Raw genomic sequence first — 26,546 nt, 5'->3', positions numbered from 1 at the left:
AATGCTAAATATAGCTTATGCCAAAGCCTACTCTAGTCTAGATTTCTTTGTGCTAGCTAGCGTAAATTAACATAAAACTGTTTCTATGCGCACCAACATTCACTAACCGACATCGCGCAGACCCTCTTCAAAATCCATGACATCAACTGGTTTTTTTGGAAGTTTAAATATTAATCGCTCTGAAGTTTTTACAAGGAGATTGTGCTCTTAGGCTAAGTTCCTCTGATTCGGTGGAACTAAAATGCGCCTTCCCGCCTATGAAGGCGGGCGTTTTTTTACCTGTCGCGTTGTTTTTGTCCAAAAAATATATTGTTGCTGTCACTATGTCTTCCCAGCAGTAAAATTTTTCTGAATCAAGTTAAATAATGAAAAAAGCCATGTTGAGATGCAACTGGCTCTTATGATGATTTTTGTATTCGATTTAACTCTGTATTGGGCATTGATTTGTAGGAGTACACTTAGGTGGTGGGAAACCAACACCTCCGCCAGCTCCTTGATCATTCGCAGCACTTGCACCTGAACCAAAAGATAGACTTGTTAGCAGCACAGCCGCAGTAACCATTGACCATAATCTTTTCTTCTTTTTCATAAAAATACCCCCTTACGTAGATTAAGAATATATTACCATATGCAAAATATCCAAACAATCAAAAAATTAAAATACTTTTTATTTTTATATTTAATCTATATAGATATCATAAAAAATACCCTTTTTATCAATCATTTTATTAATCTTCTTTGATTTTTGTTGAATATTTAAAATTAATATACTTCATATCTTGTAAAGGCTATAATCATGAATTCATAGATTTGCTTTCCATTATTTAAAAAATGGATTATCGATATACGGCCCTTTAATGGTAATACGCATTAATTGAGTCGCCATAAATTTGGACGTATAGGGCATATCATTTTCCAACCACCAGACAATCACTTCAAGAAAGGCTGCCGCATAAAAACGGATAGCCATATCACGTGGCACTGTCAGCTTCCCATCATCAGGTTCCATAAAATGAATGCCACTTGAGACAAAATCTATAATTATTTTTTTCAAGCCTGTTGCAAAATAAGGAATATTCTTTTCCGTAAGGTATACCTTGTACAACTTACTATTAATAGCAACTTGATCAAATAAATAGACAAATTCCCTATGAGGTTGATCATAGCTTCGTAATAAATCAAAATCCGTCTTCTCTTTAAATGGCGGACGAATACTGCTTACTAGCTCATGTAAAATTTCCTCTGAGCTTTGATAAAGCAAATCTAACTTATCGCGATAGTGTAAATAAAAAGTAGCACGGTTCAAGGTCGCACGCTGTGTAATATCTTGTACAGTGATTTTCTCATAACCTTGCTCATCAATTAATTCTACAAGCGCATCTCTTAATAGTTGGCGTGTTCTTATTACCCGGGGGTCCAATTTTTTCGACATTTTCAAGCTCCTTGTATTAAATTCATCACTTTGACAACATACTAACGAAGAATGTTGTCAAAACAGCACAATCGACATAATTGTCGTTTGTCTTTTTAAGTAGAAGATTTATAATTATATTAACGACACAGTGTCGATAATACAACTAGTTGTTAATCTGTTCATAGATTATTCATTTATATTGAAGGGAAGTTTTAATATGGGTCGTTTAAATGGGAAAGTAGCAATTATTACTGGTGCAGCAATGGGTATGGGGGCATCTGAAGCAAAACTATTTGCCCAAGAAGGCGCAAAAGTTATTGCAACTGATGTACAAATTGAGTCATTAACTAACTTAGTCAAAGAAATTAAAGAAAACGGCGGAGATATTATTGGTATCCAACACGATGTAACATCTGAAGATGCGTGGAAATCAGTGATTGCGGAAGCTGTAAAAGCATATGGTAAAGTAGATATCCTTGTAAATAATGCCGGCGTTTCATCACCAAAAACAATCGCCAACATGGAAATGGATGAATGGAATAAAATTATGGATATCAACCTTAATGGTTGCATTATTGGCATGAAATATGTAATCCCTGAAATGCAAAGGGCTGGTGGCGGTTCTATTATCAACATTTCTTCTATCGGTGGTATTGTTGGGATGGCTGGTACTAGCCCATATACAGCAGCAAAAGGAGCGCTTCGTGTGCTATCTAAATCTGCTGCCATCGAATATGGCAAAGATAAAATTCGTGTGAATTCAGTTCACCCAGGAATTATTGTCACACCAATGACAGCACCAACGATGCAAGAAGGTGGCGCATTGCCTTATTATCAAACATATACGCAATTGCCATACTTCGGTGAGCCTGAAGATGTTGCCTACGGAGTTGTCTTCCTAGCATCTGATGAGTCTCGCTTTATGACAGGCGCTGAGCTAGTAATCGATGGCGGTTGGACAGCTATTTAATTGAAAAATTGTTATAAAAACGAAGCAACCATTTGACGTTGGTGTCAGATGGTTGCTTCGTTTATCTTAATTTGAAGTTCAGTGTGTATTGCCTATTTTGTCATACAAAAGCAACTTTACATCATTTCTGCGCATAAAATTTCCAATACTTTTAACACACGCTTCTTGCCGTCGTTTAAGTTGTCTTGTGCCCCAATGCAGGATGGACAGCCCGCTTTGCATGGACAGCTTTCTACATGTTCAATAGTACGTTCAAGGAGTGGTAAAATTAAATCATAAACTTTTTCACTTAGCCCAATCCCCCCTGGGTAACTATCATAAATAAATATTGTTGGGCGCTCGTTATGCACTGCTTTCACCTGCGGTACAACAGATACATCACTGCGATCGCATTGGATAAAGAGTGATATAAAGGAATGCATTGCATACGCAACACCATTCAAAGCATCTGTCATCATTTCCTCTGACCAATCTTTAGGTAAATCAAAGGACATCCATGTTGCATTTGTATGCATTTCCATTGGGGGTAATGTTATAGGTCCTGAGCCTATGTTGTCGTGGGTGCCGAAGCGGATTTTCTTAAAAATCGTCGGAATAGCTAGCAGACTAACATCACCATAGCTAACTGTCGCTTCACCTAAATTAGCCACTTTATCTTCCTCTAACACCTTCAACTCCACCGCTAAATTGGCATCTGTAAAATAATCGACATCGACTTCTGTTACATAGGCTTTTTTCTCTTCCCAATCAAGCTCCTCTACTTGGAATTGTGTACCTTGATGAATATAAATTGCTTCCTCATGTAGCAAGGTCATAGCGCTGTATGTATCCATTTCACCGATAACTCTTGTTTGGGTAGGGACTGTTTTATCGATAATAACGACATTTTCCTGTGCTGCTGAACGTAAGCTAATATCATGTGCTGGAAAGCGGTCGCTCATCCAATGCCATTGTGTTGAAGTTTGAACGAGTACGCCCTCCTCCGCTAAATATGCTAGCAATTCTTGCACTTCAAATTCGCCGTATGTATCGTTTATTGAGAATGGTAGCTCAAATGCTGCACATTTCAAATGTGACATTAATATTAAAATATTTTCTGGATTTATATTTGCTTGCTCAGGCTCACTACCTAATAAATAAGTCGGATGATTGACAACATATTGGTCTAGCGCGGTTGACTGTGCGACGTAAATGATTAATGCCTCATCCTGTCTTCTACCCGCGCGACCTGCTTGCTGCCATGCGCTCGCAATATTACCAGGATAGCCCGTCATAATACATGCCTGTAGCTGTCCAATGTCTACACCGAGCTCTAACGCATTCGTGCTTACGACCATTTGAATTGAGCCGTCGCGCAAGCCCTTTTCTATTTGCCTACGCTCACTCGGCAAATAGCCGCCTCGATAGCCTTGAATTGAATGGTCAGCGATTTTTTTCGCCGTCAATGATTTTAAATAGGTAACGAGCATTTCTACACGCACTCTTGATTTGGCAAAGATAATCGTTTGAATGCCTGCTTCAAACAGCCGGGTTGATAAATCGCGCACCTCTAACACAGAGCTCCTACGTACACCGAATGTTGGATGAATAATCGGTGGATTATAAAAAATAAATGTCTTTTTACCAACAGGTGCACCAGATTTTTCAATAAGTGCATGCTTTGTATTCGTTAAATTTTCCGCTAGCTCACGCGGATTGCGAATTGTTGCGGATGTACAAATAATAATAGGATTGCTTCCATAGAAGGCACAAATTCGTTGCAAACGGCGAATTACATGCGCTACATGGCTACCAAATACGCCTTTATAGGTATGCAACTCATCAATGACGATATATTGTAGGTTTTCAAAAAGGGATACCCACTTCGTATGATGCGGCAAGATTCCTGAATGCAGCATATCTGGATTTGTCATAACAATATGCCCAGCTTTACGAATTTTTTGGCGAATACCTGGAGCCGTATCACCGTCATACGTGTAGCTTAAAATCTCCTCTCCCATCAGCTCGATAAGCTCATTTAAATCGGATTTTTGATCTTGCGCCAAAGCTTTTGTCGGGAATAAATAAATGGCTCGTGCTGATTTATTATGTAAAATCGTTTGCAATACTGGTAGATGGTAGCAATATGATTTACCTGAAGCAGTTGGTGTAATGGCTGTGAAAGACTGCCCCTGCATAGCGAAATCAAAGGCTTCACGCTGGTGTGTATAAAGCTGCTTGATTCCCCTTGCATGTAGCGCTTTTTTTATTGAAGGGTGAAGCGCCGCTGGAAAATCTGCGTAGCGAGGGGGCTGTGCCTCCAATGTATGCCAATGGGTTATATTTTCCTTTAATTCTTCATCATATTGCCATGCTTGTAATAATTCAGAAATCGTCTTCTTTTTGCTGTACATTCGCTTCTCCCTCCTCTAAATAGCGCAGTAATGTGGAAAGTGTATAATGAACTGAATGTATAGATTGTAAAAATCTCTTTTTGCTCGTTTCCTTGTAAAAAGATTGAACGATAAATTGCTCCATTGCATCCACTACTTGGTCGATCTGTTGATTGTGCATATATTTTGGCTGATAGCTTACGCGCCATTCCTTAGTGAGCTGACGCCATACGAGCAATTGTTCATGTATATGGTCAGCATGTGGCTTGACCTCCGAAAAAAAGTCAGGCTGCAAATCAAATTCACGCATGTGAAAGAAGCGTGTTTTCGCTTCCTCACATTGCGCTATTAAATAGGTTGTTAGTTCAATTAATTGCATGGTACACCTCAAGTTTCACTTTATTAAATACAGTGTACCAAATCTTTTCACCAATTGCGCGACAGCTACCTCTTTTTAAAAAAAGTAACCTTTTTTCTAAAAGGCTATCACTCCAATCTAAAATCAATTGGGTGGCGAACAAGTGGTGTGCTAGCCTGTTTGTTGGTCGCCTCACTATGGGAACGTGTATTCTTTACTTGTATTCGTTTTTCTGCTAAGCTTACTTTTTGATAGGCTACTGTGATTTTTTGTGAAAATTGTAGAGTGAGCGCAGCGCGTTGCTGCTCTAATGCGGCATCTAATAATTGCGTTACCTGTTCAATACTTAAAATAAGCGATTGAAGTCTTGTCATCATATGCCTCCTCTCATTGCTATTGATACTTTTTCAAGAAGACCTAAGAAAATCCTTGTCAATCGCAAAACTAGACAGTAAATGATAAAAGTTGTGTTAAAATACAAAAAGGTGCATTTCGAAAGGGTGAAAATGATGATTCGCTATCCAAATGGGAAGCCTTATAAAACGGGTACAGAAGAAGTGCAAAAGCCTAAAAAACAGCAAGCGATAAAAGATGTTAATTTTGGTAATCGTGGAAAAACATTAGAAGATGATTTAAACGAAACAAATGCTTATTATTTGCAGAGACAAATTGCCAATATTCATAAGAAACCTGTTCCAATTCAAATCGTCAAAGTAGAGTACCCATCGAGAAGTGCAGCTGTTATCAGGGAGGCTTACTTTCGCACGCCTTCTACAACAGATTACAATGGCGTATGGAATGGCTATTATTTAGATTTTGAAGCGAAGGAAACAGAAAATAAAACATCCTTTCCTTTAAAAAATATTCACGCACATCAAATAGAGCATATGAAAAATGTTATACTGCAAAAAGGCATTGCCTTTTTTATTATTCGTTTTTCATCATTAAATCGCTATTTTATTACGCCCTTTTCTGTTGTCGAAAACGCCTGGCAGCAAATGGAGCAAGGTGGGCGCAAATCGATACCACTTCAGCAATTTGAAGCAAAGACAATTGAAATTAAACCAAGCTATCAGCCACGTATTGATTATTTACAGGCTGTACAGCAATTGGTTCTACATTAACAGGCAAGTCAAATAAATGCCTATTAATGTCCGATTAATGAAAGCTGATTAAATGGAATTCATAAGCTTCATTACTATGGAAAACACTCAAAGTGAGGAGATAGAACGTGACTGAACGTAAATTAACACGCGAAGATATAAAAAAGCAGCGTCAACAACAAAAGAAAAAAAAGCAGACCCCATTTAAAATTTGGTTAAAGCGCATTGTTTTAACAATCGTTTTACTTGGCGTGCTAGGCTTTTTAGGCGGCGCTGGATTATTTGCCTATTATGCAAGTACCGCACCAGATTTAGATGAAGAGCTATTAAAATATCCTGTTTCATCAGAGTTTTATGATATTAATGGAGAAGTGTTTGCAACGCTAGGCCAAGAAAGTCGGAAATATGTAAAATTCGAGGATATTCCAGATGATATGGTTTCCGCAATTTTAGCAACAGAGGATGCACGCTTCTTTGATCATTTCGGTATCGATTTATGGCGACTTGGTGGTGCAGTTATTGCAAACTTCAAACATGGCTTTGGCTCACAAGGTGGTAGTACTATTACACAGCAGGTTGTGAAAAATTCATTTTTAAAAAATGATAAAAAGCTAAAGCGAAAAGCGCAGGAAGCTTGGCTTTCTATACAGCTTGAACGCCAATATTCTAAAGAAGAAATTTTTGAAATGTACTTTAATAAAATTTTAATGTCTGGCCGTGTATATGGCTTTGGGCAAGCATCGGAATATTTTTATGGCAAGCCATTAAATGAATTATCATTAGACCAAATGGCTACACTTGCTGGTATGCCACAAAGTCCGAATAATTATAATCCATTTAAAAACCCAGAGCTTGCAGAAAAAAGACGTAATACTGTATTAGGCTTGATGGTTCAGCATAAAAAAATTACACAAGCACAAGCTGATGAAGCGAAAAAACTAACTGTTGCAGACCGCGTATTGCCAGAGGATGAGCGTAAACCTGCAACTGTTACAAACTACCCTGCATTTTTGGATGTTGTCTTATCAGAGCTAGAGCGTAACGGTGACAACGATGCATTAGCAGAAGGTATAAAAGTTTATACGACTCTTGATCCAAATGCACAAAAAATTGTTGAATCAGTAATGAACAACGATGCTAACTTTATGACAGAAAAAATTGAATCAGGTGTATCTGTCATTGATACAAAAACAGGGGAAATTCGAGCAATCGGTGGTGGACGTGATTACGGCGTAGAGCGTGGCTATAACTTCGCCTACGATTTAGTAACGCGAGCACCTGGCTCAACGATGAAACCAATCATTGATTACGCACCTGCTATCGAATATTTAAAATGGTCGACTGGTGAAACATTAGTGGATGAACCAATGAAATATTCTGGTACAAATCAAACGATTACAAACTGGGATAATAAATATTTAGGGACAATGACAGCTCGTCAAGCTCTATACACATCACGTAATATTCCTGCTGTTAAAACATTACAAGCAGTTGGATTAGATAAAGCAAAAAACTTTGTTTCGCGCTTAGGTATTGACGTAGACTATGTTGTTGAATCAGATGCAATTGGTGGTGGACGCATTAATATTTCCCCTGTCCAAATGGCAGGCGCTTATGCGGCATTCGGGAATAATGGCGTTTATATAGCACCACACTCTATCACGAAAATTGTTTATCGCGATGGAACAACATCTAAAGAATATAAACCTGAAGAAACAATTGCAATGAGCGATTACACAGCCTATATGGTAACAGATATGCTACGCGATGTTGTTGGGAACAAACCAAACGCATCAGGTACTGCGGCCAACGTACCAGGTCTTGATATTGCAGGTAAAACAGGAACAACAAACTATTCAGCTGAAGAGTTTTCAAAATATAATTTACCAAGCTCGGCTGTACCTGATTCATGGTTTGCAGGCTATACAACGAATTATTCAATTGCCGTTTGGAGTGGTTATAGACTACGTTCTGATGCAATTACAACTTGGGAGGAACGCCGCTTACCACAAAATTTATTTAAAGCAATCATGTCACAGCTGTCAGCATCTATCGAAACAGCTCGCTTTACACAGCCAGGCTCCGTCGTATCAGCAACGGTCGAAGTAGGTACATCACCGCTAAAATTAGCAAGTGAATTTACACCTGATAATTTACGTATGACAGAGCTATTTGTGAAAGGAACAGAGCCGCAGGAAGTATCTGATACATTTGAGCAAATTGAGTTAGATGCACCGTTTAATTTACAAGCTAACTACAACGAAGCCTCAAACTCAATTGATTTGACTTGGGAGCATCAAGCGCCTGGTGCATTGGAAGAAGATTTCGATCCAAATGCTGTACCGATTTCCTTTGAAGTAACAATGTCGATTGATGATGCTGAGCCTTCAATAATTTCGGTATCAGGAGCAAACTATGTAACAATCCCATCAATTGAAGTAGGGCATAACTATGTATTTACAGTAACGGCCCTATCAGATGAAGTGCGTAGTGAACCGGGCTCAGTTTCAATTTATATTGAGGGCTTACCAGAGGAGCCTGAGGAAAATAACGAAATTGACTCTGGAACTGAGGAACCTACCGAACCAGTAGATCCGACAAATCCAGATGATAGTACAGGTGATAATACAGGTGAGGACAATGACAACGAACAAGTAGAACCTCCTACGAACCCGACGGATCCAACAAATCCAACGGAACCTGGTACAGATGAAGAAGAAATTCAAAATGGGGAATAAAGTGAACCTTCAATTAGTGGGGGTTTTCCTTATCCCCCACTGATTGGTAGTTTCACCAATCGGGTTTTTACAGGCTGTTGATCCCCACTTAAATATCTTCGTTTCACTATATGTTTTGAAGTAGAGGGTCTGGTGCTCTTGCGGTAACTCGTCGCAAAAGTACAGCCTGTTAATACGGGATAAATAACAAGACAGGGCTGTCGGGAAAACAATTTTCCAACGGCCCTATCTTATTTTTAGTAGCTCTATAGGCGTTCCCTACCAAGCAAATAAAGCGCATGAAATCAAATTAAAAATCTTGATTTCATGCGCTTTTTAAATCAAAATATTGTGTGTATTTCCCCTCACACTAGCCTATCATCTCATACTTAAAATCTCTATAATACTTTCCAATAACGATTAAATGATTGTATAAAATCTTCATCAAGCTGAATATCCATCTGCTTAAACGCTCCTACAACTGCTCCACCAATCGGTTCTAGGGCTGCTTTGCTAAATTCAAAAGTTACTGATTCGTTACTTACTAGTTTTTGCAGATGTTTAATGAAGTAGTCAACATTTGTGAAAACTCCCCCTGCTAGCACTACTGGTATCGTCTGTTTACTCCAAGCCATTTTATAAAAGCATACTTTGATCGCCTTATAAAAATCCTCACAAGCCTCTTTCATAATACGAGTTGCCACTTCATCTCCATTTTCTGCTGCTTGCATCACATATTTACTTAGTGGGGCAATGTTTGTACGGGGATGCTCATCATTATATATACATGCAATAAGTTTTTCCACATCGTCTACCATAAAATGCTTTAGTATTGGCGCTGTCAATGAAGTATCCTGCATTCGACCGTCATAGCATTGAAACACAGCTTCTAAAGCTTTCATGCCTAAATAATAGCCGCTCCCCTTATCATCGAATAAATAGCCCCATCCACCAACTCTATGTAATATCGCTTTTTCATCATATCCCATTGTAATAGCACCTGTACCAGCAATTTGGACAATTCCAGGTTGCCCAAGTGTTCCTGAATATAAAGCGACAAGTGCGTCATTTTCGATTGTAATTAGCGCTGTTTGCTGAACATATTGACGAATAATTTTTTCTACGATAGGCTCAGCCTGTAGCTCCATTACACCAGCCATCCCAACAAAGCAGCTGCTTACTTCTTGAAAGATTTGTTCATTTTGTAGTCGTAATTGTTGCATTAACTCATGTAATGTCATTTCAAAAAATTGTGCATTCATAGCAGTTGGGTTGCTACGTGTTGTAATCACCTTTGCATAAATTTGCCCCATTTCATCACAAATAACGGCAGAAGTTTTTGTGCCACCACCATCGATTGCTAAAACATACATATCTTTACCCCTTTCTTTATGCGAAAAGAGGGTTAAGCTTGCGCCTAACCCTCAAATTCTTATTTTGTAAAACCGAATGACGCCCAAGGCTGGATATGCTTTAATAAAAAGCGTTCTTCTTCCTTAACACGTGCCACAACATTGCTTGAGCCTGCATTTGGAATATTTTGCAGCACAATTTGTAGCTCCCCTTTATAGCGTACATCGAGATTATTATCAATTGTAACATCTCCTAATGCTAAAGGTTCTGTATTATGCTCAGGAAAATTCTCTGCCTTATATTTTACACGAGATTGCGTACTGCGAATAACATAATCAGATACATCTCCGCGATTAAAATGGGGCTCCCCTAATACGATTTTTTCCTCTAAAGCGGTCGTTTCAGGTAAAAACTCCACTTGCAATTCAAGCTTGTAGCGATTTAATTGCCCTAACGCGCGAAGCTCCTCCTCTGACGCATACATGTTACCGATTATACAATCGTCGATAAGACCTGTGCTCCACATATCTTTTGCTTGCACTGTAATCGGCAAAAATCTATGTTCTTCTAGGGTTGGTAGCCCATATTCAGTTTGTTCCCACGGACCAAATTTGCCGTGCTGCGACGAAATCATCGCAGCGGTGCGAATATGATGATCTTTAAATTGCTGTGATGTCTTTAAAAAATGTTGACGCGATAAGCCTGTATAGCGTCTTGGATAAAAGTTATGGCAGCCGATAATATTGGCTTTATTTGCCTGATAGGACAAAATATTGTCGACATATTTTGTGCCATTACTCATATTTAGTTCAACCTTTAAATTGCTCGCATCAAGTGACATAAAGGCTTCCTCTTGACCTGAAAAGCCCATATCTAAGCGCAGTGCTGCTAAATGATATTGTTCCTTTAAAAAGCCAATATCACGATACGTTAAGTTTAATTCTTCAAAAATATTTGGTGCAATATCGGCTGAAATATCGAAGCCTAAGCCTTTCGCAAAAGCGTTAATTTGTTTTAGCTTTTCACGTTCTTGCTCATTGTTTAAAGACATTAAACATGTAAAGATACGATCAAAGCCATTGTCATGAGCTAACTGCACATATTGCTTCATTTCTTCCAGACTACTATGTCCGGGATATAGTGAAATACCTAGTCTTCTCAAATTTCATACCTCCTATTACTTTTGTTGCCCCGCTTGCTTCGCCGCAGCTCGATTTGCTGCAAGTAAGAATGGCGTGTAAATCAGAACAGCTACAACAATTAAAACGATACTTAGGATTGCCCCTGAAAACGATTGTGTAACTAACCAACCATTGATAATTGGTGGTGTCGTCCATGGCGCTGCTACTGTTGCTGCTGGTACCCATCCTGCTTTTGTTACGAAATACGCGATTGATACGTTGACCATTGGCGTTAAAATGAACGGGAAGAATAAAATTGGATTTAATACGATTGGTAAACCAAATATTAACGGCTCATTAATATTGAATAAACCTGGCGCAGCCGATAATTTACCAACTGTGCTGTATTGTTTGTTTTTACGCGAAACAATGAAAATTGCGATAATTAATGCGATTGTTGTACCTGATCCACCCATATTAACGAATGCATCAAAGAATGGTTTGTTAATGATGTATGGTGCTACTTGACCTGCTTCAAGTGCTTCTACATTTTTCGCGATTGCGTCTAAGTTAATTGTTTGCATGAATGGTTCAATGATGTTTGCCCCATGAATACCGAATGTCCAAACGAATGCTGGAACAAAGGCTATAATAAGCGCTGCTGTCCAAGAATTTGTTAAGCCCATGAACGGCTCTTGAACTAATGTATAGAATTGCCCAATAACATCTGGTGCGTCAAATAATACTGAAATTAATGTACGGATTAACGCTAAAAGGCCAACTGTAATAATCGCTGGGAATAATGATGCGAACGATTTCGCTACTGCATCTGGTACACCTGCTGGCATTTTGATTAATAACTTCGGATTGCCAGATAAACGAGAAAACATTTCTGCGGATACAAGACTTAAAATAATAGCTAAAAAGATACCGCCTGTTCCTGTCGTTAAACCAGTTAAACCTCCGTCGCCATAAGTTGCGAATGTCATATAACTCGCAAGACCAATCACCCCTCCTGCTAACGCATCTTTACCGTAACTTTTCGTCAAATTGTAGGCGATTGTAAACGAAATTAATAGCGATACAATGGCGAATGTAGCACCCCATACATTCCCCCCCCACTGTGTCCAAATCCCCTCACCGAAAATCGAATTCATGAAATTTTTGTACGCGTTAATTGGTAAATTGTTTACTAAAACGGCTAATGATCCAAAAATTATTAATGGCATAATAGCAATGAAGCCATCACGAATTGCAACTAAATGACGTTGATTTCCTATTCTTGATGCGACAGGAACAAATTTCTCCTCTAAAAATTTGAACATTTTTAATACACTCCCCTTTTTATGTTCTTTGTAGTGAATTGCGCCTTGGCATTTATTTACCAAAGGCTTTATCTTAATTCAATGGGCGCTCACACACCCATTGAATAAAAACCAATCATACATCACCTTACTTAAGTAAGGTTATTTCCCCTTTATTTGCTCATGAATTTCTACTACTTCCTGTGCTAAATCGCGGAATGTAATAGCATTCATTAAATGATCTTGAGCGTGAATTAGCAATAATGAAACTTCAACATTTTGTCCTTGTGCTTCCTGTTGTAACAAACCTGTTTGTGCATGATGTGCCTCAATGATAGCCTCATTTGCTAGCATCATTTTGTCTTTTGCTGCATCAAAATTTCCTACTTTTGCAAACTGGATTGCCTCCATACATTCGCTTTTAGCATTTCCGCTATGCATAATTAATCCCATAATGGATTGTAATAAAGCTTCTTGTTCCATTTCTAGCACCTCTTATCCTATTAAATCAAGCGCATGCTTTAAAACATTTTCGCCGTTCATCATGCCGTAGTCCTGCATATTAATAACATCAATCGGAAGATTTTTATCCTTATACTTCGCTTCAAATGACCCTTTTAAGTAACGTACTTGTGGTCCAAGTAACAGTACATCCACAGATTTTTCTGCCAATACTTTATCTACTTCACCTTCAGCAATTGCGAAAATATCTGCCTCTAAATTTTGATCTTGTGCGGCCTGCTTCATTTTTGATACAAGCAAGCTAGTACTCATACCCGCTACACATACTAACATTATATTTTTCATAATAAGCACCCCTTTTACTATATTAAGTATTTTCTGGCTATTTCATCTTTTGAAATCGCTTTCTTAAAAAGAAGAATATCATCCATTGGTATATACCACAATACCCTTTTTTTAATTTTTTCTCTTTTCGAAATAGAGAAAACATACTGGACTATATGCCATTCACACTAGCAATCTAGCATCCAAAGTACTGGTATAGTCCAGAAAAAAATTTAAAAAAATTTTCTCGCCAATACTTTTGGCACACCTTTTTCCTAAAAATACTCATAAAATGCAGGCTTCCCTATTGGCAGTGCCTGCTTCCATTGCTCCAGAATTTCTTGCTCTAAAAATTGCCCAGCAAAAATTACTGCATCCTGCACAGATAAATACCCGACCATCATGGCTGAAAATAAATGAATAGGTAATGTAAGAATCTTGTTATTACCAATAGAGTTTTTTTCTACAACTGTAACTTCCCCATTACCATTAATCTCAAATACTTGCTCATTCCATGCACAAAATTGATCTTCCAGACGAACGTATAATGAATTTGAGATTGTTTTCCATGCATATTGCTGCATAAATGCCTGTGCATCTACGATTCGAACCATCACATCTTGCACAACCTCACGCTCAAATTGCGGTTCTCCGAAATAATAACCAAAATGAGTGTGATTTGCTGTTACGCCTTTTATTTCAGTAATGCTTGCTGCATGGGCTGTCACATAACGCCAAATGGCCTGCTCAGCTGCAATATCTTTTGCAACAAAATCATGAATTAAAAATGTTGTCCCCGCAATTTCATAACGAATATATGCAGCAACCTCGTCCTCTTCATAATACATTGCAAAATGACTATTCGGCTGCCTACTTGCTAAGCGATTCCACCAAGCATCTTCTCTTAACATACTGCCATTTGTCACTAAAGCCCTTGCATTATGGAATGCTTTCAGCTGCTGAAATAGCTCTTCATCAAGCCATTCAAAGCTCATACGCTTGATAACATCCAGCTTCTTCCCTAGTGCAGGAAATTTTTCAGGTGGGATCGTATAATTTAACTTCTCAAAAAACAGTTCCCATCCAAAATAGCGATAAAATGACACTGAGAAAGGTGCTAAAACCGAAACAGTTTGCCCATTAGCTCTCATTTGATTAAGGGATTCAATCATTAGCTTTTTTACAATTCCCTGTTGACGATATTCGGGATAAGAAGCGACGAAGGCAATACCGCCCATTTTATAGTTTTTATTATGAATCGTCATATTTAGTGGTAAAACAAGCACTTGACCAACGACTTTACTACCATCATATGCCCCTAAAGTTGTACTATGCCGAACCCAATGATGAAAATCTTTCCTACGCGCTTCTGTATATTTATTAGGAAAACAATAGTCCCTTAAGCGATGAATTTGCCAATAGTCTTTTTCTTGCACATTTTGAATGTGTATCATTTTCTCAGCCCCAATCGTTTATCTTGTAATTTGACTAATAAATTTATAACGATCTGCTCGGTAAACACTTCGTACAAGCTCAAAAGGCATACCATTTGATAAATAACTTATCCGTTTAATAATAAGAACTGGTGCACTTTGATTGATTTGCAAAAATTTACTGTCCTCTTTTGAGACGATGGCAGCCTCCATTTGTTGAATTGCGTTACCAATTTTTTGATGGTAAGCGGTTTCAATTAATGAGTACAAAGAGCCTGTCAATTTACTTGCATCTAGTTCAGGGTAAATTTTTACCGGAATATACGTCCGCTCAATTGCCATAGGCGTTCCATCAGCATTACGGATTCTTATCACAAAAAATACTTCCTCACCTAGCTCTAATTGCAAATCTCTTGCTACATCAACAGATGGAATAATCTTTTCAAAACGCATTACTTTACTGCTTGGTTCCATGTTTCTTGCACGCATATCTTCCGTAAAGCTTGTTAACCCTTGAAGAGGTTGCTCGAGTTTTGGGTTCGCTACAAATGTTCCTCTACCTTTTTCACGGTAAAGTAAGCCATCGTTTACTAAATTCGTAATGGATTGCCTAACAGTCATACGGCTAACATCAAATTGGACAGAAAGCTCCCTCTCAGACGGTATTGCATCACCGATTTTGTACTCCTCCGAAAGTATACGTTGTTTAATAATTTCCTCGATTTGTATATAGATTGGTATATATGAAGTTTTATCTAACAAATTTTACCCCCCCTTACTTTATTTATAAAATACACGACAGCCAAATTTATAAGGTATAGTTGTCTATACTAATTATATGCTAATGTTCTGAAAATAAAAAGGAGAATTTATGAAGCAAGAGCCAGCTTTGCTTCAATCAGTTTAGAGTGGCTTGAAAAAACTGGGGGTATACACAAATTGTATATATTGCTTGAGTATAGTCAAAACAACTAAGCTTTCCCCCTAGAAAAGCAAACAAATAGGTGGTAGTGAAAGCATAACCTTCTCTACCACCCTTTCACACCCGCAATCTCGCACAGCGTTTTTTTGTTTCTTTATACAGTTCATCTAACTGCCGATAGCTAGCGTATTGTGCTGGATTTGCTTGGACAAAGGCTAGTCGCTCAGCACCATTTAACGGTAGTAGCTCATAGCTCGCTTGTGCGTCATAGCTACTTACATCAGATGCTGCTGTTAAAAATTCAGTAAAATGTGCAATTCCTTGTAACATCCATTGTTTTGCTTGCCCATTTCTAGCCGCATGTGCCGCATGAATTTGCAATCGTAGCTCGTCCCATTTTGTATACCAGTTATCAACCGCTTCCTGTGAAATATATTGCTTTTTGGCAGCAATCATTGTTTAACAAGTCCTTTTTTCAAGCGCTTTTGCCCTTCTCGACAATCATCTAATAATGGACATGTATGACAGCTTGGATTTTGTGCTTTACAATGATAACGGCCGAAGAAAATCATTTGATGATGTGCTTTTGACCATTTTTCAATCGGTGTTTTCTTCATAATTGTTTGTTCCACTTCAAGCACATTATCTTTCCAGCGACAAAGACCTAAGCGCTTTGTAATACGCTCTACATGTGTATCGACTGCCATTGCTGGTATATCGAACGCAACTGATAATACAACGTTTGCCGTTTTACGCCCAACACCTGGCAATGTGACAAGCTCCTCACGGTTTGCAGGTACTTCACCATGATATTCAGTAATTAAACGCTCACATAATAATTGAATATTTTTAGCTTTATTGCGATAAAGACCGATGGAGCGAATATCATTTTGCAGTTCTTCAATAGATACAGCTAAATAGTCTTCTGGTGTTTTATATTTTTGAAATAAATCTTTTGTTACTTTATTGACAAGCACATCCGTACATTGTGCGGATAATAATGTTGCGATTGTTAGCTCAAATGGATTGTCGTGTACAAGTTCACAATGTGCGTCTGGAAACATTGTATCCATCTCGTCTAAAAAATGTGCCCATTGCTTTTTGGTTAGCATCTTTCCACCCCACTATTCCTTTTCTTCAAGCCAATTATAAAATGTTCGTTTTGGCTTTTTTTCAGCCTGTGCTTGTGGCTGTGTAATCGTACGTTTGCGGAATTGCTCCGCATGCTGCTCTACTTGCTTCACTGTCGTAAAATTTTTCTTTTTCCATTCAAATAATATACGATCAATATAGCGTAGTGAAAGCTTTCCTGCTAAGACAGCTTCCTTTAAAGCTGCTCGTATTAACTCTGGAGAATGCTTATCAACATCGAGCCATGCATTAATATTTTCTAGCTCCATTGGCGATAAAAGGCGACCAAATTCTTGCTCAAATATTGAAAAAATAGCACCTTCTTCTTTTTTTTGCTGCTCATTACTTGTAGCAATTGTATTTGCTTCTAGTAGCATAACAATTCGCTTCCACAGTGGATACAGAGAATATTTTTCGTAAATTTTCCCGTCAGCATCTACATTATGTGTAATTTCGATAAATCCTTTTTGCAAAAATCGCTGTATTTTCATTGAAATTTCATTTGCTGCTAAAAAAGTTCTAGCCATCAAATCATCTGGTGTTGGAAAGTCATTACCTTCATCATGGAATGCCAATAAATGTAGAAGCAACATTGCATCATCATCATTAATTTGAAGCTCTTTATAGTACTGGAAAAAAAGCTGCGGTATTGTAACGTTTTTTTGTTCTAGCCATATGCGTAGTTGCTCATTGCTTGTCATAATTAGCATCCTTTCCTAGTTTATTCATAAGAGAAGGCTGTCGAGAAAGCAAGATACACTTCCAAACAGCCTACGTTTTACTTATTCATTGTTTTAGAAATTGTTCAGAAATCTTAAACTGCCTCCAAACAATGAAAATTCAATCTCACTTGTTTATTTAAAAAGGCTTTAAATCCTTTGTTTCCAAAATCACAAGTAGCTGTCAAAAAAGTGGCACGCTAGCCTACTTTTTTGACAGCCCTTTTTAATTAAGGGTATAGACGGTTTAATAAACGTGGGAATGGAATTGTCTCACGAATATGCTCCGTGCCTGAAATCCATGCAACTGTACGCTCTAAACCTAAGCCGAAGCCTGAGTGTGGTACTGAACCGTATTTACGTAATTCTAAATACCAAGCATAAGCACCCATATCTAGATTATGCTCTTCTAAGCGAGCTTTTAATAAATCATAATCATGGATACGCTCAGAGCCACCGATAATTTCGCCGTAGCCTTCTGGTGCGATTAAGTCTGCGCAAAGCACTACATCGTCACGCTCTGGGTGTGGCTGCATATAGAATGGTTTAATACCAACTGGGTAGCATGTAATAAATACAGGCTTATCATAATGGTTGGCAATCGCAGTTTCATGTGGTGCACCGAAATCATCGCCCCACTCAATATCGTCAAAGCCTTGTTCATGTAAAAACTTAATTGCATCATCATATGAAATGCGTGGGAATGGTGCTTTAATATTTTCAAGCTTCGATGTATCGCGACCAAGACGCTCTAAGTCAAGCTTACAATTTGCCAGTACTGATTGTACGATATGCTCAACATATTGCTCTTGGATTTCTAAGTTTTCTTCAAACTCTACAAATGCCATCTCTGGCTCAATCATCCAGAACTCGATTAAGTGACGACGAGTTTTTGATTTTTCAGCACGGAATGTTGGACCGAATGAGAATACGCGTCCTAACGCCATCGCTGCAGCTTCCATGTAAAGCTGACCTGATTGTGACAAGTATGCATCTTCATCAAAATATTTTGTTGCGAATAGCTCAGATGTCCCCTCTGGTGCAGAGCCAGTTAAAATTGGTGGGTCCATTTTTGTGAAGCCATTGTTATTGAAAAACTCATAAGTTGAACGAATAATCTCATTACGGACATTCATAATTGCATGCTGTCTGCGTGAACGTAACCATAGATGACGATTATCCATTAAAAATTCAGTACCATGCTCTTTTGGCGTAATTGGGAAATCAACTGCTTCATGAATTACTTCAATACCAGTTACATTAATTTCACAGCCAAATGTTGAGCGCTCGTCAGCTTTCACTTCGCCAATAATATACATTGATGACTCTTGTGTTAAGCCTTTTGCTGTTGCAAAAATTTCTTCGCCCACTTCTTCTTTTACTACGACACCTTGCACGAAGCCTGTGCCATCACGTAATTGTAAAAAAGCAATTTTACCACTTGAGCGCTTATTTGCAAGCCATGCGCCTAATTTAACTGTTTCTCCAATATGCTGTGGCATATCTTTAATCATAATTTTCTTCATAATATCCTCCAACTACAAAAGCAATACTTATTGCCATTTTGATTTTACAAATTTGTCTATACGACGCACTGCTTCTTCTAATAAATCATAAGAAATCGCATAAGATAAGCGAATTGTCGTATTCGTACCAAAGCCTGAGCCTGGTATTACAGCTACATTTGCTTCTGTTAATAAACCTTCTGCAAATGCATCAACATTATCATAACCTGTTCTCTCCATTGCTTCAGCTACATCTGGTAGTAAGTAAAAAGCACCTTCTGGCTTTAACAATTTAAAGCCTGGAATCGCCGCGATTTGCGGGTAAATTTTTTCTAAACGCGATTCAAATGCTTGACGCATTTCTTCAACAGCATCCTGTGGACCGTTGTAAGCTTCAATTGCTGCATATTGGGCAGTCGTCGTAGCATTTGATGTAGAGTGAGATGCTAAATCTGTCATCGCATTAATAATTTCTGCATTCCCCGCAGCATAGCCGATGCGCCAGCCTGTCATCGAATGCGATTTTGCTAAGCCATTCACTACGATTGTGCGCGCTTTAATCGCTGGTGAAATTTGCGCAATAGAAAAATGCTTATTCCCATTGTATAAAAGCTTCTCATAAATTTCATCTGATACGATTAAAATATCATGCTTTTCAGCGACCTCTGCTAATGCTTCTAGCTCTTCAGGGCTATAAACCATTCCTGAAGGGTTTGATGGCGAGTTAATAATAACAGCTTTTGTTTTTTCTGTAATTGCAGCAGCCAATTGCTGTGCTGTAATTTTATATTGCTGCGCGCTTGTTCCTTCAATATAAACTGGTACTCCCCCTGCTAGTTTAACTTGCTCAGGGTAAGACACCCAGTATGGAATTGGAATGATGACCTCGTCACCTTCATTTAAAATAACTTGGAACAATGTGTAAAGCACATGCTTCGCCCCAACACCAACAATAATTTCGTTTGCCTTATAAGCTAGGTTATTATCGCGCTGTAATTTCGCAATAATCGCCTGTTTTAAAGCTGGTAAACCACCTGCTGGCGTATATTTTGTTAAGCCTTGCTCCATTGATTTGGTAGCAGCATCTAAAATATTTTGCGGCGTGTTAAAATCAGGCTCACCTGCGCCGAGTCCAATAACATCAATACCTTGTTCCTTCAATTCCTTCGCCTTTGCTGTAATCGCAAGAGTCGAAGAAGGCGTTAAAGTTTTTACACGGTTTGCTAACAGTTGTTTCAAATGAAATCTACTCCTCTACAAATTCAAAATACGTTTCCACCATTTACCGTCTTCAAACAAAATATAAACATAATTAAGCTGATCTGTGTCGTTTAAATAGGTAATTTCCCACACAGCACCCTGCTCTTCATAGCCTAATTTTGTATGAAGTATCTTCTTTACTGTCGCTTCATCATGCAACACTGCTAGCGCTTGTTCTTTCGTAATTCCGTCCTGCAAAAATACTTCCTGAATCGCATTTTCTTCTAAAGTGATTGGAACAAAAATTGCTTTTTCCTTACCATATTCGTCTACCCCGAATACAGTAATATACGGCTTATTTCCATTATAGGCATAAGAGTCCGAAACAATCGCAAGCGATTTTGATGTGAGCGCTAATTGCTCAGCCTTTTTCTCCATTTTATTAAATGGAGCATCGGCTTTCCAGAGTACTAAAATGGAGATTACAAGTGACAAAGAGACGAGAAAGACTGTACTAAAAATTATCCACTTTTTCATTGAATCACCTTAAGTGCGATAAATTGTGAAAATCGCTTTTTCTTGATCTTCACGGTCGAGCGCTAAACCAAACATTAAATTTTGCTCTTTTAATGTTCGATTGAGCGTGTCGACAACTTTATACAGATCAGATTGATAGTTTATTTTCACAACTGATAATACTTCGACTTTACTTTCCATTATTGTCAACCTGCTTTCTTTACTCATGTCTGTTATTATACCAATTTCCAAGCGCTTGTACCATATGTTCAAGCGATAGTTTTTGAATAGATATTGGTGGTAATGCAGAAAGAAATTCTTTTCCATATGATTTAGAATCAATTCGGCGATCCAAAATAATAAATGCTCCACTATCTTGCGAGGATCTGATTAAACGTCCAAAGCCTTGCTTAAAACGCAAAACAGCTTCAGGTAAAGCAAGTTGTGTAAAGGCATTGTATCCGTTTGCTTGCAACATTTGTGATTTTGCTTTAAATGCTGGTTCATTTGGTGCAGAGAAAGGTAAACGTACTACAATAACTGCAGCCAGCCCATCGCCTGGCACATCGACGCCCTCCCAAAAGCTGTTTGTACCAAATAAAACAGAGTGACTAAATTTTTGAAATGATTTTAATAGGCGCATGCGGCTTCCCACTGTAACGCCTTGTGCGAATAGCATATAATCATCTAGCAATTTACTTTCTTGAATTAAGAGCACCGTTTTTCGCAGCATATCTTGTGAAGTAAATAACACAAAGCAACGCCCCTCAGTTGTCCGCACGATTCTCGTTATCGCATAAGCCATTTCTTCAATGTATTCATTTTGTGATACAGTTTGAATATCTGGCATATCAGTAACGATAAAACAGCGAGCACCTTGATAATAGCTCGATGGTGCTTGTAAACGATGTATTGGGACATTTTGCTCAATGCCAAGCTGATCTGCTATAAAGCGCTCATTATTTGGAACAGTTAAAGTGCCTGATGTCCAAATAATCGCAGCTTCTTGTCGTATTGGTGCAAATAGTTGTTTAATGCTTGCTGTCACATGAAGAGGTTTTTTCAATAATTGAACGCTGCCTGGTATGCTACGTTTATCCAATTCAAACCATGCAAAATAATCCGCCTGTCGCATGACAAATATTTCATCCCACTCAGCTACTTTTATTTTGAATTCGTAAATCCAATATTGCCATTCATCTATAATGTATTGCTGAGCAGGAGAAATTTCTACACAATGCTCATAAAACATACGCAATATTTGCTCAGCGCTGTCAATCCAATTTTGCATTAATAATGACATTTTGGCACAATGTTGTACATCGAAATTAAGCTCTGACAGCATAACTACTTGCTTCATTTCTTGGCGATGTGTTTGTTTTAATATACGTTGTAGTTGCTCAATAAAAATTTGCATCACATCATCGAACATGATAACTAGTCGATTAAAATTTTGCTCAGTCTGCTTTAATAGCTGCTTTGGTATACGCTCTGTATCAAAAGCAATTTGCTGCATTTTATCAAAGAGCTGATTATCCCCTGACATACCGATTTGTCCAAATAAATATTTCCACGCTGTATAAGAGAAGATTTTCTCATCTTGCTGAATAGCTGCCTGAATAAATTGATGTGCTTCATCAATAATCCAGCCACCAATATTATCAAACAACTGCTCTTGACGCACTAAATCTGCTAATAACATAGCATGATTTGTCATAATAATATCCGCATGCTTACTTTGTTCAATCGCGTAGCTGTAAAAATCAAATTGCTGCGCTGCGGTCCATTTTAACTTGCGAATTTTCTCTAAAAATAACTGACCGCCACCTGACATATTAAGCTCACTTAAATCGCCCGTTTCAGTTTTTGCTAACCAAGTAATAACTTGTGCGATTGCCAAAGCTTCATCGTATGATTCATCATCAACCTTTAAAATTTGAGCAAAGCGCCCGATATCAATGTAATTTTGCATGCCTTTTAATAAAGCGACTTGCACACGCTCACCTGTAATCTGCTCTAACTTTGCAATCTCTTCATACATTAGCTGCTCTAGCAGATTTGATGTATAAGTGCTGATACCTATTTTTCTTCCATTTTGCTTCGCATAGTAAAAAGACGGCAATAAATAAGATAATGTTTTGCCGATTCCTGTAGATGCTTCAATTATCGTTTCTTGATGTTCTTGTAGGCTATGCCAAATAATGTCCATCATTTGAAATTGTTGCGGTCGCTCTTCAAAAGATGGAAGTGTTTTTTGGAGTATTGCAAGCTTATCTTTGCGTGTTTTTGGATATTCATTTTCTGTCGCTATGTTTTGTTTTTTTGTAGGTGGCTGCTTAATGGCTAGCTGATATGCATAAATGAAGTCTTTCTCTGGCATAACCTTGCTTCGTTTTATATGAAGTGCCGCAAACAAAAGGTGTGAGATATCCGACTTTAATCGAAATGAGCGTTTATGCAGCTGTTCAATTGTTACTTGTGGTAATGATAGCAACTCAGTCCAGCAAACCTTTAACAATTGTGCAGTTGCCTTTGCATCATCGTCGGCGCGATGAGCTTGCTCAAGTGGGATATTTAATTCCTGTGCTAAATCACCTAATTTATAGCTTAACGCAGTTGGAAAAATGATTTTAGCGAGCTCTACTGTATCTACTTTTTTCCCTCTCCATGCAGGTAAGCCTATTCGCCTCAATTCTGCCTGTAAAAACGCTAAATCAAAATCAGCATTATGGGCTACAAAGATTGCATCTTGTAACAAATCGTAAATCTTCTGACCGTATGCTTTAAATGGCTTGGCATTCGCCACATCTGCATTTGTAATATTCGTTAAGTCTTGAATAAATAAAGGGATTGACTGTTCTGGATGTATAAAGGTTGTAAATGTACTCTCAATACGCCAATCTTTCATAATCACAATAGCAATTTGAATGATGCGGTCACCATTTACATACGAATGACCTGTCGTTTCCAAATCTACTATTGCATATTTTTGACTTTCCATCATTATCAACTCACTGTTCATCATTTCGAATCAATTACGCCTCAACTAATTTTAGCCTAGATTTTTTCGAGCTGAGTGAAAGTTAACGTAAAACCTTCACTACGCGTGACAACGGTTAACTGACCTACATTGTGTAGGTCTCTCTTCAAAATCTGTGACATCCGTAGGGCATTTATCTTGATTCAGCGGTTGTGCAAAACACCCGCTGAATCAGAGAAAATAAAATAGACATTTACCTCGCTGCCAATGGAGGTGCGAGTTTTCTACTGAATCAAGATAAACAAATTTTATCATAGAATAGCTTGTTTGGTCATGTTGCTACTCTATTGTAAATACTCTTCTGATAAAATCGCATAATAATATTCATCCCACCAACCATCTTTCGTTGGGATGCATTTTTTAAAATAACCTTCTTTGCGCATACCGATTTTCTCCATTATACGCCAAGAAGCTGTATTTTCAGGCTGGCATGTCGCGACAATACGGTGTAGTTTACACACTGTTAAACCATAATGTATAACTGCCTGAGCAGCCTCTGTTGCATAGCCTTTTTGATAAAATTTCGGATTAAATACCCAGCCAATTTCATATGTATGCTCCCCAAAATAACGGAAGAAGGCAATATGCCCAATCAGTTCATTTGTTTCTTTTAAAACAACTGCGAATTTTTCTGCGTTTTCCCCTTGATTTTCTTGCACAAATTGCTGTGCCCCTTCTTCAGTAAACACATCCTCTGGCAAATAATGCATCACGATTGGATTGGACGTATATTCATATAAGGCTTGCCAATCACTTTCTTTGAATTCTCTAATAAGTAAGCGCTCTGTTTGTATGTTCATGTTGATTTTCCCTTCCTAATGTATGTTGGATTAAAATTTGCTAGTTGCAGTGCTTCGTCACTCGATGCAGTTAAGCTCGCAACCTCATATTTAGTGAAAGACCCATTTTCATATGTTTTCACCGCATCGTCAAGTCCATAAAATTGCCATGTAACGCTATCAATCCACTGTTGAAGCGATTCGGCTTCCGCTTTTAGATAACGCTTTTGATACAGCACCTCCGCCATTTTCAAAAAGCCCTCTGATAGCTCATCCTGCTTTTTCACAAAATTATAGGTCGGTGCAACGGTCATATCAGTATCAACAATATGAATCGTAGATGCAGCTACATCAAACGCAACCTCAACGGAACTTATTTCATCAAAAATATTCAACCCACGATATTCCAATTTCATTAAATGCATCAAATTCCCCCCTTTCACTAGAATCGTAACACAATAATTTTTTTTGCGAGCGAATTTTATATTTTAGCGAGCGAATCTTGGTATCTCACGAGCGAAATATCCGCTTTAATGAGCTAATCATAACTTTTGGCCTATAAAAAAAGTGAAACCAACAAAGTGGTTTCACTTCCCCTACTATTTATGACTGTTGTAAGTAAGATAATGTTGCATGACCAAGCGTATTTGCAGCAATTAACAAAGCTCTTTCATCAATATCAAATTTCGGGTGATGATGTGGGTAGGCAATTTCCCATTCTGGACTTTTTGCACCTGTGAAATAAAATGTACCAGGTACTTTTTCTAAATAGTAAGCAAAATCCTCGCCACCCATTGCTAAATCAGCTACTACCAGTTCCTCTACTTTTGGCACCGTCGTTACTTCTTCCATAAAACGGCGCGTTGTTTCCGCATCATTAATAACAGGTGAGTAACCGCGGTTATATTTATACGTATATTCTGCACCATAAAGTAGGCAAGCTGATTTTAATACATCTTCTAGTTCCTTTTCGATTTGATCGCGCACATTCGCATCAAATGTTCGAACAGTTCCTTTTAAAACAGCCGAATCCGCGATTACGTTAAATGGATTGACAGCTTCAAAATGGCAGACAGAAACGACTGCTGGTCGCACAGGATTCACACGACGCCCTACCACTTGCTGTGCCGACACAACAAACTGTGAACCAATCATAACGGCATCCTTTGTATCATGTGGCGATGCACCATGTCCACCTTTTCCGTGAATTGTAATTTCAAAACCATCTGCTGCTGCCATCAAAGGTCCTTCTTTTACAGAAATTTTCCCTAGAGGAACACCTGCAGATAAATGCGTCCCGTAAATAACATCTACTCCGTCCAAGCAACCATCCTCAATCATCGGTAATGCACCACCAGGAGTAACCTCCTCGCCAAATTGATGAATAAAAACAACTGTTCCAGCAATGTCCTCACGCATTTTATTTAATGCTTTTGCTAAAACCATTAATGTCGCTGTATGTCCATCATGACCACATGCATGCATTTTGCCATCGATTTTTGATTTATAGGAAAAAGTATTCTGCTCCTGAATAGCTAAAGCATCAAAATCTGCGCGTAGTGCCACCGTCTTGCCAGGTTTTGCGCCATGTAATTTTGCTACAACGCCTCGACCACCTACGAATTCTCGTACCTCATGCCCAAGTGTGCGATGGTACTCAGCAATATATTTTGGTGTTTCAACTTCTTCATGAGATAACTCTGGGTTTTCGTGTAAATGTCTACGAATCTCAACCATTTCATCATAGTACTGCTCTAATAGCTCATACAAATTGTTCATTCTTATATCCCCCTAAAACTATTT

Annotated in this window: 26 protein-coding genes; 3 read left to right on the top strand and 23 right to left on the bottom strand. The window is 38.3% G+C overall.

What is annotated here, in order from left to right:
* Positions 1-421 precede the first annotated feature (421 nt).
* Both TY13_RS20710 and TY13_RS10355 read right to left on the bottom strand, forming a co-directional pair.
* The gene (locus TY13_RS20710) at positions 422-589 is read right to left on the bottom strand and encodes a hypothetical protein (RefSeq protein ID WP_154661583.1); all 168 of its coding nucleotides are present in this window, start codon (positions 587-589) and stop codon (positions 422-424) included.
* Positions 590-820: 231 nt separating this feature from the next.
* Positions 821-1,432, bottom strand: a complete 612-nt coding sequence (locus tag TY13_RS10355; RefSeq protein WP_042475204.1) for a TetR/AcrR family transcriptional regulator — start codon at positions 1,430-1,432, stop codon at positions 821-823.
* A gap of 199 nt (positions 1,433-1,631) precedes the next feature.
* Here TY13_RS10355 and TY13_RS10350 point away from each other — a divergent pair, with 199 nt between their 5' ends.
* Positions 1,632-2,384 (top strand): glucose 1-dehydrogenase, encoded by a 753-nt coding sequence (locus TY13_RS10350; RefSeq protein WP_042475199.1) that lies wholly within the window; start codon positions 1,632-1,634, stop codon positions 2,382-2,384.
* A gap of 116 nt (positions 2,385-2,500) precedes the next feature.
* Here TY13_RS10350 and TY13_RS10345 read toward each other — a convergent pair whose 3' ends face one another.
* The 3 genes from TY13_RS10345 to TY13_RS10335 all read right to left on the bottom strand — a co-directional run bounded on the left by TY13_RS10345 (position 2,501) and on the right by TY13_RS10335 (position 5,491).
* The gene (locus TY13_RS10345; RefSeq protein WP_042475196.1) at positions 2,501-4,777 is read right to left on the bottom strand and encodes a DEAD/DEAH box helicase; all 2,277 of its coding nucleotides are present in this window, start codon (positions 4,775-4,777) and stop codon (positions 2,501-2,503) included.
* Positions 4,749-5,135: a YppE family protein gene (locus tag TY13_RS10340; protein ID WP_042475193.1), complete on the bottom strand. Its 387-nt coding sequence runs from the start codon at positions 5,133-5,135 to the stop codon at positions 4,749-4,751. Before TY13_RS10340 ends, TY13_RS10345 begins: the two co-directional genes overlap by 29 nt.
* A 107-nt stretch (positions 5,136-5,242) precedes the next feature.
* Positions 5,243-5,491 carry a hypothetical protein gene (locus TY13_RS10335; RefSeq protein WP_154661582.1) on the bottom strand — a complete coding sequence of 83 codons (249 nt, stop codon included), beginning with the start codon at positions 5,489-5,491 and terminating at the stop codon, positions 5,243-5,245.
* Between the two features lie 129 nt (positions 5,492-5,620).
* On the opposite strand from TY13_RS10335, the gene recU reads away from it, so the two are divergent.
* Together recU and TY13_RS10325 are read left to right on the top strand one after the other, a co-directional pair.
* A complete protein-coding gene (recU, locus tag TY13_RS10330; RefSeq protein WP_042475852.1) occupies positions 5,621-6,238 on the top strand; it encodes a Holliday junction resolvase RecU in 618 nt (205 codons plus the stop codon).
* Positions 6,239-6,345: 107 nt separating this feature from the next.
* Positions 6,346-8,955, top strand: coding sequence for a PBP1A family penicillin-binding protein (locus tag TY13_RS10325; RefSeq protein WP_042475190.1), 2,610 nt, complete (start codon positions 6,346-6,348; stop codon positions 8,953-8,955).
* Positions 8,956-9,332: 377 nt separating this feature from the next.
* Here the strand turns inward: TY13_RS10325 and TY13_RS10320 are convergent, their stop codons facing one another.
* The 18 genes from TY13_RS10320 to TY13_RS10240 all read right to left on the bottom strand — a co-directional run bounded on the left by TY13_RS10320 (position 9,333) and on the right by TY13_RS10240 (position 26,522).
* On the bottom strand, positions 9,333-10,307 hold the full coding sequence (locus tag TY13_RS10320; protein WP_042475187.1) for an N-acetylglucosamine kinase: 975 nt from the start codon (positions 10,305-10,307) through the stop codon (positions 9,333-9,335).
* 59 nt (positions 10,308-10,366) lie between these two features.
* Entirely contained in the window at positions 10,367-11,449 is a 1,083-nt protein-coding gene (locus TY13_RS10315; RefSeq protein ID WP_042475185.1) for a DUF871 domain-containing protein, read from the bottom strand.
* A gap of 15 nt (positions 11,450-11,464) precedes the next feature.
* A complete protein-coding gene (locus TY13_RS10310) occupies positions 11,465-12,733 on the bottom strand; it encodes a PTS sugar transporter subunit IIC (RefSeq protein ID WP_042475182.1) in 1,269 nt (422 codons plus the stop codon).
* Between the two features lie 141 nt (positions 12,734-12,874).
* Positions 12,875-13,195, bottom strand: coding sequence for a PTS lactose/cellobiose transporter subunit IIA (locus TY13_RS10305; RefSeq protein WP_042475179.1), 321 nt, complete (start codon positions 13,193-13,195; stop codon positions 12,875-12,877).
* Positions 13,196-13,207: 12 nt separating this feature from the next.
* Positions 13,208-13,519, bottom strand: a complete 312-nt coding sequence (locus tag TY13_RS10300) for a PTS sugar transporter subunit IIB (protein WP_042475176.1) — start codon at positions 13,517-13,519, stop codon at positions 13,208-13,210.
* A gap of 254 nt (positions 13,520-13,773) precedes the next feature.
* Positions 13,774-14,952: a GNAT family N-acetyltransferase gene (locus tag TY13_RS10295; RefSeq protein WP_154661581.1), complete on the bottom strand. Its 1,179-nt coding sequence runs from the start codon at positions 14,950-14,952 to the stop codon at positions 13,774-13,776.
* An 18-nt stretch (positions 14,953-14,970) separates the two neighbouring features.
* On the bottom strand, positions 14,971-15,693 hold the full coding sequence (locus TY13_RS10290) for a GntR family transcriptional regulator (protein WP_042475172.1): 723 nt from the start codon (positions 15,691-15,693) through the stop codon (positions 14,971-14,973).
* A gap of 277 nt (positions 15,694-15,970) precedes the next feature.
* Complete coding sequence (locus TY13_RS10285) at positions 15,971-16,309, bottom strand: YpoC family protein (protein WP_042475171.1); 339 nt, start codon at positions 16,307-16,309, stop codon at positions 15,971-15,973.
* Positions 16,306-16,965 carry an endonuclease III gene (gene nth / locus TY13_RS10280; protein WP_042475168.1) on the bottom strand — a complete coding sequence of 220 codons (660 nt, stop codon included), beginning with the start codon at positions 16,963-16,965 and terminating at the stop codon, positions 16,306-16,308. Before nth ends, TY13_RS10285 begins: the two co-directional genes overlap by 4 nt.
* A 12-nt stretch (positions 16,966-16,977) precedes the next feature.
* Positions 16,978-17,685, bottom strand: a complete 708-nt coding sequence (locus tag TY13_RS10275; RefSeq protein ID WP_042475165.1) for a DnaD domain-containing protein — start codon at positions 17,683-17,685, stop codon at positions 16,978-16,980.
* A gap of 248 nt (positions 17,686-17,933) precedes the next feature.
* The gene (gene asnS, locus TY13_RS10270) at positions 17,934-19,229 is read right to left on the bottom strand and encodes an asparagine--tRNA ligase (RefSeq protein ID WP_042475163.1); all 1,296 of its coding nucleotides are present in this window, start codon (positions 19,227-19,229) and stop codon (positions 17,934-17,936) included.
* Between the two features lie 27 nt (positions 19,230-19,256).
* Entirely contained in the window at positions 19,257-20,447 is a 1,191-nt protein-coding gene (locus TY13_RS10265; protein ID WP_042475161.1) for a pyridoxal phosphate-dependent aminotransferase, read from the bottom strand.
* A gap of 15 nt (positions 20,448-20,462) precedes the next feature.
* Complete coding sequence (locus TY13_RS10260; RefSeq protein ID WP_042475157.1) at positions 20,463-20,945, bottom strand: cell wall elongation regulator TseB-like domain-containing protein; 483 nt, start codon at positions 20,943-20,945, stop codon at positions 20,463-20,465.
* Between the two features lie 9 nt (positions 20,946-20,954).
* A complete protein-coding gene (locus tag TY13_RS20160; RefSeq protein WP_074432957.1) occupies positions 20,955-21,125 on the bottom strand; it encodes a YpmA family protein in 171 nt (56 codons plus the stop codon).
* Between the two features lie 19 nt (positions 21,126-21,144).
* Positions 21,145-23,928, bottom strand: a complete 2,784-nt coding sequence (gene dinG, locus TY13_RS10255) for an ATP-dependent DNA helicase DinG (protein WP_042475155.1) — start codon at positions 23,926-23,928, stop codon at positions 21,145-21,147.
* A gap of 320 nt (positions 23,929-24,248) precedes the next feature.
* Positions 24,249-24,764 (bottom strand): GNAT family N-acetyltransferase, encoded by a 516-nt coding sequence (locus TY13_RS10250; protein WP_042475152.1) that lies wholly within the window; start codon positions 24,762-24,764, stop codon positions 24,249-24,251.
* Positions 24,761-25,168, bottom strand: a complete 408-nt coding sequence (locus tag TY13_RS19825; protein ID WP_052344299.1) for a hypothetical protein — start codon at positions 25,166-25,168, stop codon at positions 24,761-24,763. The genes TY13_RS10250 and TY13_RS19825 overlap by 4 nt, the downstream gene beginning before the upstream one ends.
* 178 nt (positions 25,169-25,346) lie before the next feature.
* A complete protein-coding gene (locus TY13_RS10240) occupies positions 25,347-26,522 on the bottom strand; it encodes an amidohydrolase (RefSeq protein ID WP_042475149.1) in 1,176 nt (391 codons plus the stop codon).
* Positions 26,523-26,546: the final 24 nt, after the last annotated feature.

Source organism: Bacillus ndiopicus, assembly GCF_000612805.1.
Taxonomy (GTDB): domain Bacteria; phylum Bacillota; class Bacilli; order Bacillales_A; family Planococcaceae; genus Metasolibacillus; species Metasolibacillus ndiopicus.
This window is presented reverse-complemented; position numbering and strand designations above follow the sequence as displayed.

Bases quoted from the DNA above. Each gene is read 5' to 3' on its own strand.
- TY13_RS10295 (WP_154661581.1), bottom strand. From the start codon at position 14,952: ATGATACACATTCAAAATGTGCAAGAAAAAGACTATTGGCAAATTCAT.
- TY13_RS10250 (WP_042475152.1), bottom strand. From the start codon at position 24,764: ATGAACATACAAACAGAGCGCTTACTTATTAGAGAATTCAAAGAAAGT.
- TY13_RS10355 (WP_042475204.1), bottom strand. From the start codon at position 1,432: ATGTCGAAAAAATTGGACCCCCGGGTAATAAGAACACGCCAACTATTA.
- TY13_RS10310 (WP_042475182.1), bottom strand. From the start codon at position 12,733: ATGTTCAAATTTTTAGAGGAGAAATTTGTTCCTGTCGCATCAAGAATA.
- TY13_RS10335 (WP_154661582.1), bottom strand. From the start codon at position 5,491: ATGATGACAAGACTTCAATCGCTTATTTTAAGTATTGAACAGGTAACG.
- TY13_RS10305 (WP_042475179.1), bottom strand. From the start codon at position 13,195: ATGGAACAAGAAGCTTTATTACAATCCATTATGGGATTAATTATGCAT.
- recU (WP_042475852.1), top strand. From the start codon at position 5,621: ATGATGATTCGCTATCCAAATGGGAAGCCTTATAAAACGGGTACAGAA.
- TY13_RS10340 (WP_042475193.1), bottom strand. From the start codon at position 5,135: ATGCAATTAATTGAACTAACAACCTATTTAATAGCGCAATGTGAGGAA.
- TY13_RS19825 (WP_052344299.1), bottom strand. From the start codon at position 25,168: ATGCATTTAATGAAATTGGAATATCGTGGGTTGAATATTTTTGATGAA.
- TY13_RS10320 (WP_042475187.1), bottom strand. From the start codon at position 10,307: ATGTATGTTTTAGCAATCGATGGTGGTGGCACAAAAACTTCTGCCGTT.
- TY13_RS20710 (WP_154661583.1), bottom strand. From the start codon at position 589: ATGAAAAAGAAGAAAAGATTATGGTCAATGGTTACTGCGGCTGTGCTG.
- TY13_RS10275 (WP_042475165.1), bottom strand. From the start codon at position 17,685: ATGACAAGCAATGAGCAACTACGCATATGGCTAGAACAAAAAAACGTT.
- TY13_RS10285 (WP_042475171.1), bottom strand. From the start codon at position 16,309: ATGATTGCTGCCAAAAAGCAATATATTTCACAGGAAGCGGTTGATAAC.
- nth (WP_042475168.1), bottom strand. From the start codon at position 16,965: ATGCTAACCAAAAAGCAATGGGCACATTTTTTAGACGAGATGGATACA.
- TY13_RS10240 (WP_042475149.1), bottom strand. From the start codon at position 26,522: ATGAACAATTTGTATGAGCTATTAGAGCAGTACTATGATGAAATGGTT.
- dinG (WP_042475155.1), bottom strand. From the start codon at position 23,928: ATGATGGAAAGTCAAAAATATGCAATAGTAGATTTGGAAACGACAGGT.
- TY13_RS10345 (WP_042475196.1), bottom strand. From the start codon at position 4,777: ATGTACAGCAAAAAGAAGACGATTTCTGAATTATTACAAGCATGGCAA.
- asnS (WP_042475163.1), bottom strand. From the start codon at position 19,229: ATGAAGAAAATTATGATTAAAGATATGCCACAGCATATTGGAGAAACA.
- TY13_RS10350 (WP_042475199.1), top strand. From the start codon at position 1,632: ATGGGTCGTTTAAATGGGAAAGTAGCAATTATTACTGGTGCAGCAATG.
- TY13_RS10300 (WP_042475176.1), bottom strand. From the start codon at position 13,519: ATGAAAAATATAATGTTAGTATGTGTAGCGGGTATGAGTACTAGCTTG.
- TY13_RS20160 (WP_074432957.1), bottom strand. From the start codon at position 21,125: ATGGAAAGTAAAGTCGAAGTATTATCAGTTGTGAAAATAAACTATCAA.
- TY13_RS10260 (WP_042475157.1), bottom strand. From the start codon at position 20,945: ATGAAAAAGTGGATAATTTTTAGTACAGTCTTTCTCGTCTCTTTGTCA.